This window comes from Paraburkholderia sp. UCT70, from assembly GCF_050434085.1.
Lineage (GTDB): Bacteria > Pseudomonadota > Gammaproteobacteria > Burkholderiales > Burkholderiaceae > Paraburkholderia > Paraburkholderia tuberum.
The window spans coordinates 851,255-866,308 of the sequence record NZ_JBNPVZ010000002.1; the positions used below are offsets into that span (position 1 = coordinate 851,255).

The 15,054-nt window shown below is 60.8% G+C and carries 14 protein-coding genes; 6 read left to right on the plus strand and 8 right to left on the minus strand.

The genetic code is table 11. From position 1 onward, the window contains the following. Positions 1–9: 9 nt before the first annotated feature. Positions 10–1,431, minus strand: a complete 1,422-nt coding sequence (locus tag OKW41_RS06185) for an MFS transporter (RefSeq protein WP_429571883.1) — start codon at positions 1,429–1,431, stop codon at positions 10–12. A gap of 238 nt (positions 1,432–1,669) precedes the next feature. Here OKW41_RS06185 and OKW41_RS06190 point away from each other — a divergent pair, with 238 nt between their 5' ends. The 3 genes from OKW41_RS06190 to OKW41_RS06200 all read left to right on the plus strand — a co-directional run bounded on the left by OKW41_RS06190 (position 1,670) and on the right by OKW41_RS06200 (position 4,495). Next, positions 1,670–2,866, plus strand: a complete 1,197-nt coding sequence (locus OKW41_RS06190; RefSeq protein ID WP_429571884.1) for an amidohydrolase family protein — start codon at positions 1,670–1,672, stop codon at positions 2,864–2,866. 75 nt (positions 2,867–2,941) lie between these two features. Next, on the plus strand, positions 2,942–3,736 hold the full coding sequence (locus tag OKW41_RS06195) for an enoyl-CoA hydratase/isomerase family protein (RefSeq protein ID WP_429445488.1): 795 nt from the start codon (positions 2,942–2,944) through the stop codon (positions 3,734–3,736). A 63-nt stretch (positions 3,737–3,799) separates the two neighbouring features. Next, entirely contained in the window at positions 3,800–4,495 is a 696-nt protein-coding gene (locus OKW41_RS06200; RefSeq protein ID WP_429571885.1) for an SDR family NAD(P)-dependent oxidoreductase, read from the plus strand. Between the two features lie 62 nt (positions 4,496–4,557). Here OKW41_RS06200 and OKW41_RS06205 read toward each other — a convergent pair whose 3' ends face one another. Further along, on the minus strand, positions 4,558–5,709 hold the full coding sequence (locus OKW41_RS06205; RefSeq protein WP_429445492.1) for an NADH:flavin oxidoreductase: 1,152 nt from the start codon (positions 5,707–5,709) through the stop codon (positions 4,558–4,560). A gap of 109 nt (positions 5,710–5,818) precedes the next feature. Here OKW41_RS06205 and OKW41_RS06210 point away from each other — a divergent pair, with 109 nt between their 5' ends. After that, on the plus strand, positions 5,819–6,283 hold the full coding sequence (locus OKW41_RS06210) for a PaaI family thioesterase (RefSeq protein WP_429445495.1): 465 nt from the start codon (positions 5,819–5,821) through the stop codon (positions 6,281–6,283). A 33-nt stretch (positions 6,284–6,316) separates the two neighbouring features. Here OKW41_RS06210 and OKW41_RS06215 read toward each other — a convergent pair whose 3' ends face one another. The 6 genes from OKW41_RS06215 to OKW41_RS06240 form a co-directional block, all read right to left on the minus strand. Next, positions 6,317–6,922, minus strand: a complete 606-nt coding sequence (locus OKW41_RS06215) for a TetR/AcrR family transcriptional regulator (RefSeq protein ID WP_429571886.1) — start codon at positions 6,920–6,922, stop codon at positions 6,317–6,319. 207 nt (positions 6,923–7,129) lie between these two features. Further along, positions 7,130–8,494, minus strand: coding sequence for a hypothetical protein (locus OKW41_RS06220; RefSeq protein ID WP_429571887.1), 1,365 nt, complete (start codon positions 8,492–8,494; stop codon positions 7,130–7,132). A gap of 30 nt (positions 8,495–8,524) precedes the next feature. Then, positions 8,525–9,364 carry an oxidoreductase gene (locus OKW41_RS06225; protein WP_429571888.1) on the minus strand — a complete coding sequence of 280 codons (840 nt, stop codon included), beginning with the start codon at positions 9,362–9,364 and terminating at the stop codon, positions 8,525–8,527. Between the two features lie 36 nt (positions 9,365–9,400). After that, on the minus strand, positions 9,401–10,786 hold the full coding sequence (locus tag OKW41_RS06230; RefSeq protein ID WP_429571889.1) for a hypothetical protein: 1,386 nt from the start codon (positions 10,784–10,786) through the stop codon (positions 9,401–9,403). Next, entirely contained in the window at positions 10,786–12,030 is a 1,245-nt protein-coding gene (locus OKW41_RS06235; RefSeq protein ID WP_429571890.1) for an acyl-CoA reductase, read from the minus strand. The genes OKW41_RS06230 and OKW41_RS06235 overlap by 1 nt, the downstream gene beginning before the upstream one ends. Before the next feature lie 293 nt (positions 12,031–12,323). Further along, the gene (locus OKW41_RS06240) at positions 12,324–12,821 is read right to left on the minus strand and encodes a MarR family winged helix-turn-helix transcriptional regulator (RefSeq protein WP_429571891.1); all 498 of its coding nucleotides are present in this window, start codon (positions 12,819–12,821) and stop codon (positions 12,324–12,326) included. A gap of 112 nt (positions 12,822–12,933) precedes the next feature. On the opposite strand from OKW41_RS06240, the gene OKW41_RS06245 reads away from it, so the two are divergent. Next, entirely contained in the window at positions 12,934–14,073 is a 1,140-nt protein-coding gene (locus OKW41_RS06245; protein ID WP_429445509.1) for a phosphotransferase, read from the plus strand. Between the two features lie 92 nt (positions 14,074–14,165). Then, complete coding sequence (locus OKW41_RS06250) at positions 14,166–15,050, plus strand: SDR family NAD(P)-dependent oxidoreductase (protein ID WP_429571892.1); 885 nt, start codon at positions 14,166–14,168, stop codon at positions 15,048–15,050. Positions 15,051–15,054: the final 4 nt, after the last annotated feature.

Consider the following 15,054-nt stretch of genomic DNA (forward strand, 5'->3'; position numbering starts at 1 on the left):
CAACGACCGTCAGTGTGTACGACGCTTCGGCAGCATGGAGGCGACCAGCAGTCCGGCGATCGAACTGCAGGCGATGTAGACGAATACCGAAACATAGCCACTATCGGCCGGAAACGATGCACCGTCGTGTCCCGCCGTCGCGCCGCGCAGCAGCGCAAATACCGCCTGGGCACCTACCGCGAAGAAACACGAGAAGAAAACGTAGAGCATGCCCGTTGCCTCGCCTGTCTGATGTGCAGGCGTCGCCTCCACGATCTGGTTGTACAGCGCCGTGCTTGCGAAGGCGAGGCCGAACGAGCACAGCACCGCACCTGGAAGAAAGAGCAGCAGGCTGCGATGAAGCACGATCAGCGAGGCCCAGCCCAAGGCCAGTATGAGCATGCCAATCAAGGCAGCGGGCCGGGCCTTGTAGCGGGCCGCAACCCGGCCGCTCCACGGGCTCGCGACCAGCGCGACGATGTTGATGCTGAACATCAGTAATCCGGCTGCCGTCGCGCTCAACCCGAATCCGGCGTGCGTGCCGGCAGGTTGCTGGGCGAGCAGCGAGAAGACCTGTCCTAGTTGCATGGCGCCTGCCGCGAGGAATGCCATGCATGCATTGGCCAACACGACTTCGCGCGTCTTCAGCAGACGCACATTGATGAGCGGATGACGCGCCCCGTGTTGATGGCGTGCCCAGAGTCCGAGCACGATCATCCCGCCAGCGATCAAGCCCCACAGCCGCGGATCGCCGAGCCCCCACGTGCGGATTTGCTGCACGGCGAAGAGGATGGCGCAAAGTGCTGGAGCGAACGCGAGACCTCGAATGTAGTCGATCCGTACGCCGGGATTCGGTGGCGACGGCGGTGCCCACGCGCGTACCGCCGCGACGGCCACGATGCAAAGCGCGACTTTGAACCAGAAGCCGCCCTGCCACGAATAGTGATCCACGACAACGCCCGCGCAGATGTAGATCAGCCCCGCCGACACCATGCCTGCCGCGCTGATCAACCCCACCGCGGCAGGCAGCCTGGCGGGTGGCAGATTCTCACGAACCAGACCGATGGAGAGTGGCGTAATGCCTGCCGCGATTGATTGCATCGCACACCCCGCGACGAGCATGCCGACATCGGTCGCGCATGCGGCCACGACTGCGCCCGCCGCAGCGACCGACATCACCACGAGCAGGATGCGGCGGTAGCCCAACAGGTCGCCGAGTCGCCCGCTCACCGCGGCAAAGACGGCCGAGCCGAGCCAGTACGCGGTGACGGTCCAGCTCACGGAGTTCGACGCAGGAAAAGCCTTGTAGAGCGTGACCAGCACGGTGTAGATGACGGTGATGCCGGACGAGGCCGCTACCGCGGCAAGCAGGATCGCCATCGTGAACCCGCGCGGAGGACCCGCCACGGGTTGCGCTCGGTGTGCCGGCTGGGAGAGTACTTCGGCTTGCATAAACGTCTCCGGTTGTGCGTCTTCGTTTCGATTATACTTATATACGAACGGCGTTCGCATTGTCGTTTATCAAAGATTGCGATGAAGGACAAAAGGATCGCGAGGCCACCGCCCGATATCAAATCGATATCGACGTTTTCGAGTTCGATATGAGAGTTTTTTGGTCGATGGCTTGAGCCGATACTTCTCTCAAGGGCGCGCACGTTCAGCAGCGCTCCGCACAATCAGGAGAGAGCTCATGCAAACATATCAAGGGAAGATCTACGACGCCGACACGCACTTCTACGAAGTCGAGGACGCGTTCAACCGTCATTTGCCCGAGAAGTTCAGGAAGGACTGGTCTTTTACCAGCCGCATCACGGCAGACGGCAACCGCTGCATGTATGTGGGCGACCGGAAGGTGGAAATCAGCGAGGGATACACATCGGCCGGGGGACACGTTCCGCCGCCGGGCAAGCTGCATGAATGGCTGCGCGCGATGAAGGATGGAAAGGATAACGTCGATATGCGGGTTTCGCCGACGCCAGACATGTTCAACCGCGACGCGCGCCTGAAGAAGATGGACGATTTCGGTGTTGAAGCCTGCACGATGTACATCGGCGAAATGGTCGCGTGTATTTCCTACCTCAACGAGCCCGTTGCGGCAAATGCGGTGTTGCATGCGTATAACCAGTGGATGCTTGACGACTGGGGCTTCAACTACAAGGATCGCATCTACACGACGCCGGTCGTCACGCTCGACGATCTCGATGCGGCTGTCGCCGAGGCCAGGTGGCTGGTTGCGAACGGTGTGCGGGTGATCCTGATGCCGATGGGGCCGTTCAATGGCCGTGCACCTGCGGATCCGTACTTCGATCCGTTCTGGTCGGTCCTCAACGAAGCGGGCGTGCGAGTCACCTTCCATGTGTCGGAAGCGATCTACATGAAGGATCATATGGCGGTGTGGGGCGAGCCCGTGCAGCAGTCGCGCCAGCGTCAGACCGCCTTTGTCTGGATGCACGGTTACGGCGAGCGGCCGGTCATGGAAACGCTGTCGTCGTTCATCTTCTACAATTTCTTCGAGCGTTTCCCGCGGGTCAAGCTGTGCAGCGCCGAAAACGGTGCCGAGTGGGTGCCTTCGCTGCTCGTCAAAATGGACAAGTGCCGGGGGATGGCGAAGAATGGCTACTGGCCGTGCGGTCAGCTGAAGAAACGCCCGAGCCAGATCTTCAAGGAAAATGTCTTCGTGGTCGCGTATCCGGAGGACGACATCGTCCAGATCATCGCTCAAACGGGATCGTCGGACTTCCTGTTGATGGGCTCCGACTATCCGCACGCGGAAGGCGTGCCCGAACCGAAGGACTTCGCGTCGGAAGCATGCAATGGGCTCTCGGAAGAAGACACGGGCAAGATCATGTACGACAACGGCCGCCGGTTCATTCCGCTGCACGTGTGATCGGCCTTGCACCGGTCGACGGCGGCAGACGGTCTGTCCGTCCCGCGCGATTTCTTCATTATGAACAGGTTAGCCATGAATATTTCGGACTATAAGGCGCTATTGCTCGAACGCGAAGGCGGCGTCTTAACCGTTACGCTCAACCGCCCGGAAACGTTGAACGCGTTCGATGAGCAAATGGACATTGAGATGTCGCGGCTTTTTCTCGATGTCGCCGAGGACGTTGAGACCCGTGTCGTGGTGTTGACGGGCGCAGGGCGGGCTTTTAGCGCGGGCGGCGATATCGAGCATATGCAGCAGGTCATCGACAACCCCACGCTGTTCCTCGAAGGCATGCAGCGTGCAAAGAAAATTGTCTTCTCGATGCTGGATTGTCCGAAGCCGGTCATCGCCAAGATCAACGGTCATGCAATTGGTCTCGGCGCGACGATCGCGCTGTTCTCGGATCTGAGCTACGCGGCCAATCATGCAAAGATTGGCGATCCGCACGTGAAAATCGGCTTCGTGGCGGGCGATGGCGGCGCGGTGATCTGGCCGCAGCTCGTGGGCTATGCGAAGGCCAAGGAATACCTGTTGACGGGGGATCTCGTGACCGCGGAAGAGGCGGCACGACTGGGTCTCATCAATCATGCCGTACCGGCCGACCAGCTGGATGCCGTGGTCGACGCGATGGCGAAGCGTCTCGCAAACGGCGCTTCGCGCGCCATCCAGTGGACCAAGGCGTCGATCAACATCGGCCTGAAGCAACTTGCGCATTCCATTCTCGACGCGTCGATTGCATACGAGGCGCTGTCGAACCTGACGGAAGATCATCAAGAGGCGGTCAACGCGTTTCGCGAGAAACGCGAGCCGGTGTTCAAGGGACGTTGAGCTTTTACAGTGTCCGGCGCTAGCGATACCCGCGGCGCCGGGCGCGGCGAGGGAGCGATGCACATGCAACGGGTAGTGGCGATAACGGGTGGATTCGGCACGCTTGGGCGCACGGTTGGTCGCGTGTTTGCTGAGAACGGCTGGAAGGTCGCGCTGATCGACAAGGCGCTCGAGCCGGAGAAGGCGAGCGCGGAGCAACTGCACGCTTCCTGGTGGCGAGGAGGCGTCGAGCTGACTGATCTCGATGCGGCGCGCTCGGCGCTCTCCGCGGTCGTCGAGCAGCTTGGCAAGCTCGATGCGATCGTTAATGTAGCGGGAGGCTTTCGCTGGGAAACGCTGGCGGACGGCAGTCTCGACACCTGGGATCTGATGTACCGGACGAACGTGCGCACGGCGGCGACTGCGTCGAAAGCGGCACTCGACCATATTGCCGACAGCGCGGAGGGCGGACGCATCATCAATATTGGAGCCGGCGCTGCGCTGAAGGCGGGCGCGGGCATGGGAGCGTATGCGGCCTCGAAGTCGGGGGTGATGCGTTTGACCGAGGCGCTGGCCGAAGAACTCAAAGGCCGTTCCATTACCGTCAACGCTATCTTGCCAGGCGTCATCGATACGCCACAGAACCGCGAGGATATGCCCGACGCTGACTTTTCCCGCTGGGTGCGGCCTGAAGAAATCGCCGAGGTGATTCTCTTTCTCGCGTCTGGCGCCGCGTCGGGGGTGACCGGTGCTTTGATTCCTGTCACCGGGCGTACGTAAAGATCCCGAACCGGAAATAGCAGTTGACGCCCGAGTCAACGGCGCCAACTGCAAATCGCGTTTCAGGTGAGGTGTGCGAGCGAGTCGTTGTTGAACCCGAGGAACGGCTCGCCAAGCCGTGCGCGCCGCGCCCAGTTCGGATCATGTAGGAGCGAGCGTCCCACGCCAACAAGATCGAACTCGCTGCGTGAGAAACGATCGAGCAGGGCGGTGAGGTCGGGCTGCGCCGCTGTCGCGGCCCCGGCCATTGAATCGTAGTAGCCCTTGTTAATGCCGATCCCACCAACAGTCATCGAAAGCTTGCCGGTTACCTTCTTCACCCAACCGGCGAGATTCATCTCTGAGCCCGCGAATTCCGCCCGGTTGAAATAGCGGGTGCTCGCCTCGAAGATGTCGACGCCAGCATCCGCGAGTGGCGCGAGAATGTGCTCGAGTTCGTGCGGGTCGTTGGCGAGACGCGCGCGGAAATCCTGCTGCTTCCACTGGGAGAAGCGGAACGTGATCGGCATCGTCGCGCCGATCGCTTCGCGGATGGCACGGACAACCTCGGCGGCAAAGCGGCTGCGCGCCGTAAGATCCTTGCCCCATCGATCCGTGCGTTGATTGGTTTCCGCCCACAGAAAAGCGTCGATCAGATAGCCGTGAGCTCCGTGAATCGCGATGCCATCGAAGCCGGCGGCCGTCGCATAGCGCGCGCTTCGACCATAGGCTGCAATGACGTCCGCGATCTCGGCATCGGTCATGGGGCGGGTTGGCGGCATGACGCGCTCCATGTAACCTGCGTTCAGCGATGTCGTTCGTCCTTCCGGTCCCCACAGTCCCGATGGGCGCAGTGGCGAGGCGGCCGGGAAGGGGCCCGTATTCGCCTCTTTCATGGGTCCCATATGCCACAACTGAGGAAAGATGATTCCGCCGCTAGCGTGAACTTCGTCCGTCACGCGTCGCCAAGCGGCAACTGATTCCTCTCCGGCGAGCACTGGAATCGAATTTTCTCCGAGTCCGGCTTCGCCGAGCGCCGCCGGGTGATCGACGCCGACGCCTTCCGTGATGATCAGGCCTGTCTCGCCCTGCGCACGCCGCTTGTAGTAGGCGGCGACGTCACTACCGGGCAATCCGTTCGGCGAAAAGCCGCGAGTCATGGGTGACATGACGATACGGTTGGCAAGCGTGACCCCGCGCACGGTGAGAGGCGAAAAGAGCGAAGTGGCATCCATTGGTCATTCGCATAGTTGACTTGTGTGCGGATAATGATACGCTATGTTCTATCGATGAAAAAGCACTATTGGCGCCGTCTCGCAGGCGGCGTTGAACAGGAGGATTGCATTGGAGCAAGCAGACTCATTGGCGGTAGACGCGCTCGAAGAGAGCGGCGCAAAGCTCATCCCGGAGGGCTTTGCATTGATGCCGGAGTTCGGTCCCTTCCATCGGATGTTCGGACCTACCTACTTTCGCAAGAGCGAACGCGGACACGTCGTCGGCATGTACGTTCGCGAAGCGCATCGCAACCTTGGCCAGATGATGCACGGGGGCGCTGTTTGCATGCTGGCAGACACCGCCATCACGTGGGCGAGCAAGTATTCGCGTCAACCGGCCGTCAGGGTGTTGACGACGGGCTTGACGGTCAATTTCATGGGAAACGCGGAGCCCGGCGACTGGGTGGAAGCACACGTCGACGTTCTACGTTCGGGAAAGCGGGTGATTTTCTCCGACTGCCAGATCTGGGCGAATGCGAAATGCATCGCCCAGGCGTCGGGGCAATTCCAGGTGATGGGTGAAATTGACAACTAGTGCGTCGGCGAGACCTGGATGGCCGCGCGAACGTTACGGCATTGACCGGGCTCGAACCTTATCCAGTGCCGCACGGTACCTCCACGCGGTCAACAGAAGCCGATGAATCCGCTCAGCCCGGCGTTTCCGTTCGGAACGGGTGGTCTGAACCGCGAGGTGCACTTCGGGCGCGCCTGTGACCAGTGTGAGAAGATCGCGCGCCGCGTTCGAGGGATCGTCGATGGCGATTACGCCGCTGACCGCGGCGGCTTCCAGAACGCCGGTTAGCGGCTCCAGCATCGTCACCACGAACCGCAGAAACTGCTTTGCGACATCGGGAAAGCGAATCGCTTCGCCAATGACCATGCGTGAAGTGTGCATGCTGTCCGGTATTGCCATGTGTTCGACAAGCGCATCGATAAGGGATGCCAGATTCGTCGAAAAATCGCGGCCCGGTTCCAGGTGCTCCGAGATCTTGCCGCGCAGATCGGCCATCCCGCGCCAGACGATGGAGCGAAAAAGCTCTTCTTTCGTGCCGAACTGGCGATACACGGTCGTTTTGCTGACGCCAGCCAGCGATGCGATTTCCTCGACCCTGGCGGCGCCGAAACCTTCTCTGATGAACACGGATTTGGCGGCGTCGAGCAGCCGCTCGCGCAACTGAACTGCATCGTCGTGGGTGGGCCGGCCAGCCGTTCGAGGTTTGTCCGCCGCAGCGAGCCGCGAGGCTCCGTTGGGAGCCTGAACTGACATAGGTTTGTACATCGGGGAGTGTTTGATGACGGAATCAGGAGATCAGTATACTCATGAGCCCCAGGGGGCGCCAGTAATGGCGCCCCCTGGGGCTCGGACCGCGCGCAGCAGGGTTCAAACGTTGATCATGCCACGTACATACGACTCCATCGTGCCGGCGCACGAGAGCTTGTCTTCGCCTTCTTCGAGATCGGCGTAGCGGCCGACTTGACGGACCAGCGGCCCTTGCAGGCCGTCGGTGTTCCCCGCCGGTGAAAAGTCGGCCACGACCTTGTCGCCGGTGATGAAACCACCCCAGTATCCTTCGGCCAGCAGGTCGAAAAACGCGAAGCGCCCCTCAACGACGCCCAGTCCATCCGCAGGATTCAGCAGTTGCTCTCCCGCCTTGTCGAGGACGAACGGGACGATCCACGGGCAGATTGCATAACCCTGCGCAACTTCCGACCAGGGGCCGGTTCCGATCATCTCGGACATGCCATAACTGTTCTGGACATTCTCGGCACGAATACCGTAGAAGCGGATGATTTGCTCCCGATAGTCGGCGGGGGCCGAGGTGCCCTTCAAGCCGCCACCGGTGGTGATTACCGTATCCGGATGGCAGATGCCATCGGCGATGCCGCGCTGACGGGCGCGCTCGACGAGCGTCCAGTGCAACGACCAGTTGCCCTGGACGAGCACCGGAACTTCGCGCTGCGCGGTTAGCTTGTCGAGAAACCGGTCGATCATCTTGCCGGTATGACGTTGGCGCGCCACCGCCTGCTCCTGAAACGCCGCGACCTCGCTCGGTTTCGCGGAGCCGTCGGCGATTGCGCGGCGCATGCGGCCCATCGAAATCGTTGCGGATGCGAGCACCGGTTCGTCGAACATCAGCGTGGTTTCCGCGCCGAGCCGTCGCGCTGCGTTCAGTACCGGTTCGATATGCCGATGCGCGCCGGCAGGCGGCATCATGAGGAAAGCCGGGCGCTTGCCGAAATCTCTTCGGATCATTGCATTGCCGTAGACGCCCAGCTTCACGCACGACTCGGTGACATTGTCGAGATCGGCTTGCGTCTGACTGATGAAGCTGCACTTGCCGGATGTGCCGCTCGAGCTGAAAACATGGTGTCCCGCTGTGCGCAGACGGTCCATCCATGCGTCGACGTTGCCCGCGCCGTCCAGATCGACTTCGGCTACCCGTTTGCTCGATAGCGTTTGCAGCCATGCCGAAAGATGCTTCCAGCGGCCGTTGTCGATGAATGACTCGGGGTAGCTCTTGTAGATCTGATGCGCGAACAGCAGGGGCACCATATCTTCATGGCGGGTCACCTCGTTGACGCCGACATCTTCCGCTCTGCGACGCAGTAGCCTGATCTGTTCACGGCGCTCGGCGAAGCGCTCTTTCATGGCAGCGAGCTGAAGCTCGCGAAGGTTCTCGGGGTGATTGCGAAACGGGTCGCTTTCACCGCGCAGCATTGCATAGAACGGGTCCAAAGCGGACATGTCGTCTCCAGGGCTATGAGTTGCCAGGCGTCAGTGGTCGAAGTTGGTGGAACTCGACACGTCGAGCCAGGCTTCGAGGTCGTGTTGCACGGACGAAAGTTTCTTCCGAACGATGTCGACGGCGTCCGGACCTAGCGGTAGCCGCAGCGGTGGGACGTCTGCGGAAACCGCGCGCACGATGGCGTCGGCAGCCTTTGCCGGATCGCCCGTTTGCGTGCCGTGGTAGCTGCTCATGTAACGACGCATCTTGCCCACGGTCTCCGTATAGACGGGTGATTCGACCTCGCTCCACTTCAGCGATCCGCCTGCGAAATTGGTGCGGAAGCCACCCGGCTCGACCACGGTCACACGAATCCCGAACGGGCTCAGTTCACGAGCGAGCGATTCCGAAAGCCCTTCGATCGCATGCTTCGAAGCGCAATAGAAACTGCAGCCCGCGATGCCGATCACGCCCGCGACCGACGAGAAGTTCACGATATGACCGCGGTTGCGCTCGCGAAAATGAGGCAGTACGGCGCGTATCACGTTGACCGTCCCAAACACGTTGGTATCGAACAGCTGACGTGCTTCCGCGTCGGAGACCTCTTCGAATGCGCCGAACAGACCGTAGCCGGCATTGTTGACGAGTACGTCGATGGCGCCCGCGCGCTCGATGGCGCGAGGCACCGCTGCCGCGTCGGTCACGTCAAGCAGCACGCCGTGCGCGCGTCCGGGTGCGAGATTTTCGAACGGCGTGATCTGTGCGTCATTCCGAACGGTCCCGACCACTTTGTCGCCACGGGCGAGGACCGCCTGCGCAAGGGAACGGCCGAAGCCGGACGAAACGCCGGTAATGAACCACACGGCTGGGCTTGTCTGTGTTTCAGTCATTGTCGATTGGCCTTCAGATGAGTAGCAAACATCGATTTAGTTGGCGGTGCGGGCCTCGGTCATGTCGGCGATCTCTCCGCGGACGTAGGCGTCGATCGTTCCCGCGCAGGACAGCTTGTCGTCGCCGCCGGGCAAATCCTTGTAGCGCACCACGTCGCGAATGATGGGCGTGCGTACGCCGTCGATGCCGTGACCGAACTCCACGGTGACCTTGTCGCCGCTGATCACGCCGCCCCAGCGCCCATCCGCGAGCAGGTCGATCATGGCGAGCCGTCCCTCGACGATGCCTTTCCCGTCCGCAGGATTAAGCAGTTGTTCGCCGGTCGAGTCGAGCACCAGCGGGACGAGCCAGGGCGGGACCGCCCACGCCTTCGCTTCGTGAAACCACGGGCAAAAGCCCGATACTTCGCCCATGCCGTAGCCGTCGTTGAAGTTGGTCGCGTTGAAGTTGAAGAAGCGCTCGCACTGTTGCTGGAAATCTTCTGGCAGGTTCGCACCTTTCTTGCCGCCGCCGATGCTAATGATCGTGTCGGGGTGAAAGTCGGCGTCGGGAATGCCACGCTGGCGTGCCGTGGCGACGATCTGATAAAGCATGCCCATCATGCCCATGATGAACATGCGCTCGTGACGCCGTTCGAGCAGTTGGTCGATGAACTGCCGGAAATCGGCTTGTACGCGTTCGCTGCGTTCTCGACTTTCGTTCTGGAAGGCTTCGATTCCACTCGGGAGCACGGTGCCGTCCGCGATGGCCCGTCGCATGCGCGCCATGCGCGTGGTGTGCGCGGCGCTTTGCGGTACATCCGACATGTAATGAAGGTCGCCCGGCATCGCAATCGATTCGGCGAATTTCGCCATGCGCTCCGTTCCGGTGTAAGAGCCGGAGGAGGGCGTCAGAAGGAACACGGGATAGCGACGCGACGGATCGCGCATGCCGCTCGCCGCCCAGCGAATGCCTTGGGAGAGGAGGCGCCAGCCGAGTTCGCGGTCGGCTTCGCTCTGGTAAATGAAGGACTGCTTGCCCGAGGTTCCGCTCGAGCTCATCACGTAGTGGCCGTTTCGACGCAGCGCATGGATCCAGTCGTCGAGATCGGCGATCGTGCCATAGTCGAGTCCGTCGATTCTGCGGGTTGTGAGCGTTTGAAGCCACGCCGTGAGGTGGCGCCATTTTCCCTGCTCGATGAACGAATCGGGATAGCTCTTGTAGACGGAGTCCGCAAAAAGCAATGGCACGGCGTCGCTCATGCTCTTCACTTCCGTCACTCCGGCCTCGCTGGCTCGCTTGTCGAGAATGCGAATCTGCTGCCGGCGCTGCGCGAAGCGCTCGCGCACGGCTTGCAGTTGCGCGGCATGGAGGCTTTCCGGCGCATTGCGGAAGGGGTCTCGAAGATCCGTGAGTTGAAGCAGCGTGGAAAGGGCTTGCATTATTGCGTCTCCTCCGGATTCGGGCCCGATTCCTCCGAGACCCATTTCATGAATCGATGGATCGGGAACATGCCGTCATGCGGATAGCCGCCAACCCCATCTGAAATCGACTCGCCCAGCGCCACGATGCGTTGGACGCCAGCGCACGCGAGCGCGTCGCGCACCTCTGTGACCCGGTGCGGCGGATAGATGCCGACCGTTTGCGTGGCGACGGTCGCATAGCGCGCACCGTCGCGCAGGCTTGCCACGGGAACGACGTTGACGGTCTTGCAAATGGGATGAAAATCGACCATTTCTTCCGAGCGAATGACGAGCCCCTTGCCGTCGTATCCGCCGAACACCCGGTAGAGCGGCTCCATCTCACGCAGCACATCAACCGCTTCGCGAATGTCGCTGGGCACCAGCGGGCCCTGGCCGTCGCCATAGCGAAAGTCCTGGCCGAGTGCCTGCGCCAGTTGCTCGGCGTAGCGGTCGGCGTCGTCTTCGTCGCCTTCGATGAATTGATACCGGCTCGCATTGCACGCGTCCTGGTTGAACGACAGCACATCGGCTGCGCCGGCACGCGCGACGTCGCGCAGCACCTCGTCGGATGCAAAGGCTTCACGGCCGACCAGCGAGATAGATACCTTCGGATCGAACGCGACCAGCTCGAGCCCGGGGCCGGCGTAGCGCATTACGTGCCGGACCGCGCTGTCGCCGCCCCATACGACAATCTTGTCGAAGTACTGCGGACGATAAAGAATCGACTCGACATTTTCGTCTCCACCGCGCCAATACGCAGCCGAAAACGACTGGGTGACGGGATGATCCGGGTCGATGTCGGCCATCGTGCGCAGAACCGCAGTGGCCGTGAAAAGATCGTTCGAAGGCAGCTTGAGCAGGTGGACGCCTTTCGTCAGCGCCGCGCGCATGACCGTCATGGCAGCCACCATCGGCGAGTTGCCGGCGAGCACATGTACGAGGCGCGGTGGAAACGCGCGCAGACGACTCGGGCGCCCGCGCAGCGTGCGTGCCACCCAACCGTCGACGAGGCGCGCGTCGCCAAGACTTACGCGCAACTCGTCCTCGATCACCTCGCGTGCGAAAAGATTGGGAATGTCGCGATAGCAGTTTTCGAGAATCCGTCGCCCGAGCGGACTCACTTTGATCATTGACTCGAGCGCGGCCTGCATCAGCGGATTGACGTCCAGATGCAAACGCGGCCCCAGCTCGACAAGAAAGTCGATAACCTTCGCAATCGGCATATCGAAGGCGGGGCCTGACTCAGCTCGCGGCCACACGAGGTCATCAAGGTCGATCCTGGGCGTGCAGAAACCTTGGCCAAGATCACGCGACACGTGCCTGATGGCGCTTCCGGTGACAGTGCGACCGCGGTATACGTGAGGAACCGGCAGCGGCACGAGGCTGGGCTCCTGCGTCGGGTTCCCGCGTTGCCTTTCTGTTGTTTCGGGGTGCTCCATAAAAGCTCCTTTTCAAATATCGATACGCGTTGACTTGGGGCGCAGACGCTGGTCCATTCCGAGCTTGCTATCGCTAGTCAGCTCAGATTGACGATCATCCGATCGAGTAAATGTTTGACGGTTCGGACTTCTTCGACCGTGAAGCCGCGAAGCTGCCGATTGCTTGCATCGACGATGTGCGGCAGGGTTCCGCGCAACAACTGGCGGCCGTTTGCAGTCAGTGTGAGCTCGACACAGCGTCGGTCGGAAGTGCTGCGAATTCGTTCAATCAATCCTCTTTTTTCAAGCGAATCGAGCTTGCGGGTCATGATGCTGCTGTCAGCGAGCAGCACCCGGCACAAGGCAGTAGGTGTGCGAGCACGTCGGTCGTACAGTGCTTTCAGGATTCCCCACTGTATTGCTGAAAGCTCGCTCGCAGCGAGCTTTCCGTCGATTTCCGCCCCAAGTAGAAGATGAACCAGGTTCATCTTGAACGCGACACTATCTTCAGTACGGTATTCCTCTGGCGCAAGTCTCTGTGCGAGTTCGGCGCCAGCCGGTTCTCGCTCGAGCGTGACGGAGTCGGGTAGATTCATCGATTTCCTGCCAAAAAAGTAGCTGCATTTGCAAGCAACTATATGCACGCCATTCGAAATATGCAACGATAGGCGAGGTGTGGTTTTCCCCATGTTGCGACGGGGAGCAGGTATGCGCGACGATGCGCACGCGTCTTTTTGTTTGCAATCTTCGGGAGGGACCATGTCGGAATCTGGTGTGGTAAGTGACATGGCGATGCCTGTCGCTGTTGAGGAAGTGACCGCAAAGTGGCTGACCTCCGCGATCGCGTTCCGATTTCCCGGCGCCGAAGTAACTTCGTGCAGGCACGTGGAGGTATTGCCGGGTACGTCGACCAAGGTACGCGTCGCACTCGAGTACAACGAGGCGGGACAGGCAATGGCGCTGCCGGCGCGCATGATCGTCAAGGGCGGTTTCGAGGATCACAGTCCTTCGATGAGAGACATGTACCGCAACGAAATGCGTTTTTATCGCGACGTCCTACCGTTCATTAATATGAACGCGCCTGGATGCTTTTTTGCAGGCACGGATCCTGACGCCTGGCAATCAGTCGTAGTGATGGAAGACCTGAGCGAGCGTAACGTTCAGTTTTGCCGTGCTCAGCAATCGCAGGGCTACGAACAAGTCGCCCTACGGTTGAGTGCGATGGCGCGCTATCACGCGCAAACATGGAACAGCCGGGAGTTCGACAAGGGCGGTCGGCTCGAATGGGTCGGAGAGCGTTTTTCGGACTGGTCGCTGGAATACCAGAACCGATACCTCGAACCGGACGTCTGGGCCCACTACATATCGCTGCCGAGAGGAGCGGCAGTAAGTCGGTATCTGCACGATCGGGACTGGATGATGGCATCTCTCGCGCGCATTGCGCGCGAACATAAGAGCAAACCGGTATGCCTCATTCACGGCGATACGCATCTGGGAAATCTGTACGTCGAAGCTGACGGGACGCCAGGTTTTTTCGATGCCCAGGTCAGTCGGGCGCCTTGGAGCCTCGAGGTCGCCTATCACATAGGGTGCGCACTCGATATCGAGGACCGTCGCTCATGGGAGCGGTCGCTGCTCGAACACTATCTTTCGCAGCTGGCGATTGGCGGGGTCGAGGCGCCCGATTTCGACGAAGCGTGGAACGACTATCGACGCGATCTCGCGTATGGATACTTCATCTTTGCGATTAACGAAACCCGCTTCCAGACCGAAGCAGTGAACACCGCGTATGCGGCACGCTTTGGCGCGGCGTTGGTGGATCACGGCACGGTGGGCGAATCGACATGATCTAAGCCAATAATGCAACCGTACGTTGCATTATTGGCTTCGGGAGACTAAGCTCGACCATCGGCAGCCTCCTGGCGAGTTATGGCTTGAACGTGAACGTGCAGGTGCTCGCTCGAACGTTCAAGATGACAATCGAATTTCATCAACCGATAACAGCATGCCTGTTTCCGAAAATCTTTCATCAACGTTTAAGCGGCAAGATCGCGATCGTGACCGGCGCAGGATCGCTCGGTCAGGGTTTTGGCACGGGCAAGGCCATTGCCTGTCTTTTTGCGGCGGAGGGCGCGTCCGTCTGTCTCGTCGATCAGCAGTACGAGCGGGCGGCGGAAACGCTCGCGCTGATCACGGGAGCGGGCGGCAGAGCGTTCGTATCGACCGGCGATATCACGGACGGCGCTGTCTGTGCGCGCATTGTCCAAGAGACCATTCAGCGGTATGGAGGTCTGGACATTCTCATCAACAACGTCGGTATCTCAGGCGCGCCGGGGAGATTGCAGGACGTCGACGAAGCGTCCTGGGACCGTGTGATCGACGTCAATCTGAAAAGTGCGTTTTTGATGAGCCGAAGTGCGGTGCCGAAGATCGTGGCGCGCGGGGGCGGGGCCATCGTCAACATCGGTTCGGTCGCAGGCATCCGCAGCCACGGGTCGGCCGCGTATGGCTCGTCAAAGGCGGGAATGGTCGGCTTTACGCGTGAACTCGCGGTGATGTACGGCCGCGATCAGGTTCGTGCCAACGCGATTGCTCCGGGGCATATTTTTACGCCAATGGTGGAAAGCATGCTTGACGATAAGGCTCGCGAACGTCGCCGCAAGATCGCGCCCCTCCCATTGGAGGGAGATGCATGGGACGTCGCGGCCGCCGCGCTGTTTCTCGCCAGCGACGAATCGCGATTCATTACTGGCACGTGCTTACCCGTGGACGGTGGCGTGACACAGATTGCGGCGCTTGCGGCGTACGATCTGGTCCAGCAATAGCCAC

Excerpts from the sequence above, each read along its gene's own strand:
- OKW41_RS06190 (WP_429571884.1), top strand. The coding sequence starts at position 1,670 with ATGCAAACATATCAAGGGAAGATCTACGACGCCGACACGCACTTCTAC.
- OKW41_RS06225 (WP_429571888.1), bottom strand. The coding sequence starts at position 9,364 with ATGACTGAAACACAGACAAGCCCAGCCGTGTGGTTCATTACCGGCGTT.
- OKW41_RS06235 (WP_429571890.1), bottom strand. The coding sequence starts at position 12,030 with ATGCCGATTGCGAAGGTTATCGACTTTCTTGTCGAGCTGGGGCCGCGT.
- OKW41_RS06195 (WP_429445488.1), top strand. The coding sequence starts at position 2,942 with ATGAATATTTCGGACTATAAGGCGCTATTGCTCGAACGCGAAGGCGGC.
- OKW41_RS06220 (WP_429571887.1), bottom strand. The coding sequence starts at position 8,494 with ATGTCCGCTTTGGACCCGTTCTATGCAATGCTGCGCGGTGAAAGCGAC.
- OKW41_RS06240 (WP_429571891.1), bottom strand. The coding sequence starts at position 12,821 with ATGAATCTACCCGACTCCGTCACGCTCGAGCGAGAACCGGCTGGCGCC.
- OKW41_RS06200 (WP_429571885.1), top strand. The coding sequence starts at position 3,800 with ATGCAACGGGTAGTGGCGATAACGGGTGGATTCGGCACGCTTGGGCGC.
- OKW41_RS06185 (WP_429571883.1), bottom strand. The coding sequence starts at position 1,431 with ATGCAAGCCGAAGTACTCTCCCAGCCGGCACACCGAGCGCAACCCGTG.
- OKW41_RS06205 (WP_429445492.1), bottom strand. The coding sequence starts at position 5,709 with ATGGATGCCACTTCGCTCTTTTCGCCTCTCACCGTGCGCGGGGTCACG.
- OKW41_RS06230 (WP_429571889.1), bottom strand. The coding sequence starts at position 10,786 with ATGCAAGCCCTTTCCACGCTGCTTCAACTCACGGATCTTCGAGACCCC.
- OKW41_RS06245 (WP_429445509.1), top strand. The coding sequence starts at position 12,934 with ATGCGCGACGATGCGCACGCGTCTTTTTGTTTGCAATCTTCGGGAGGG.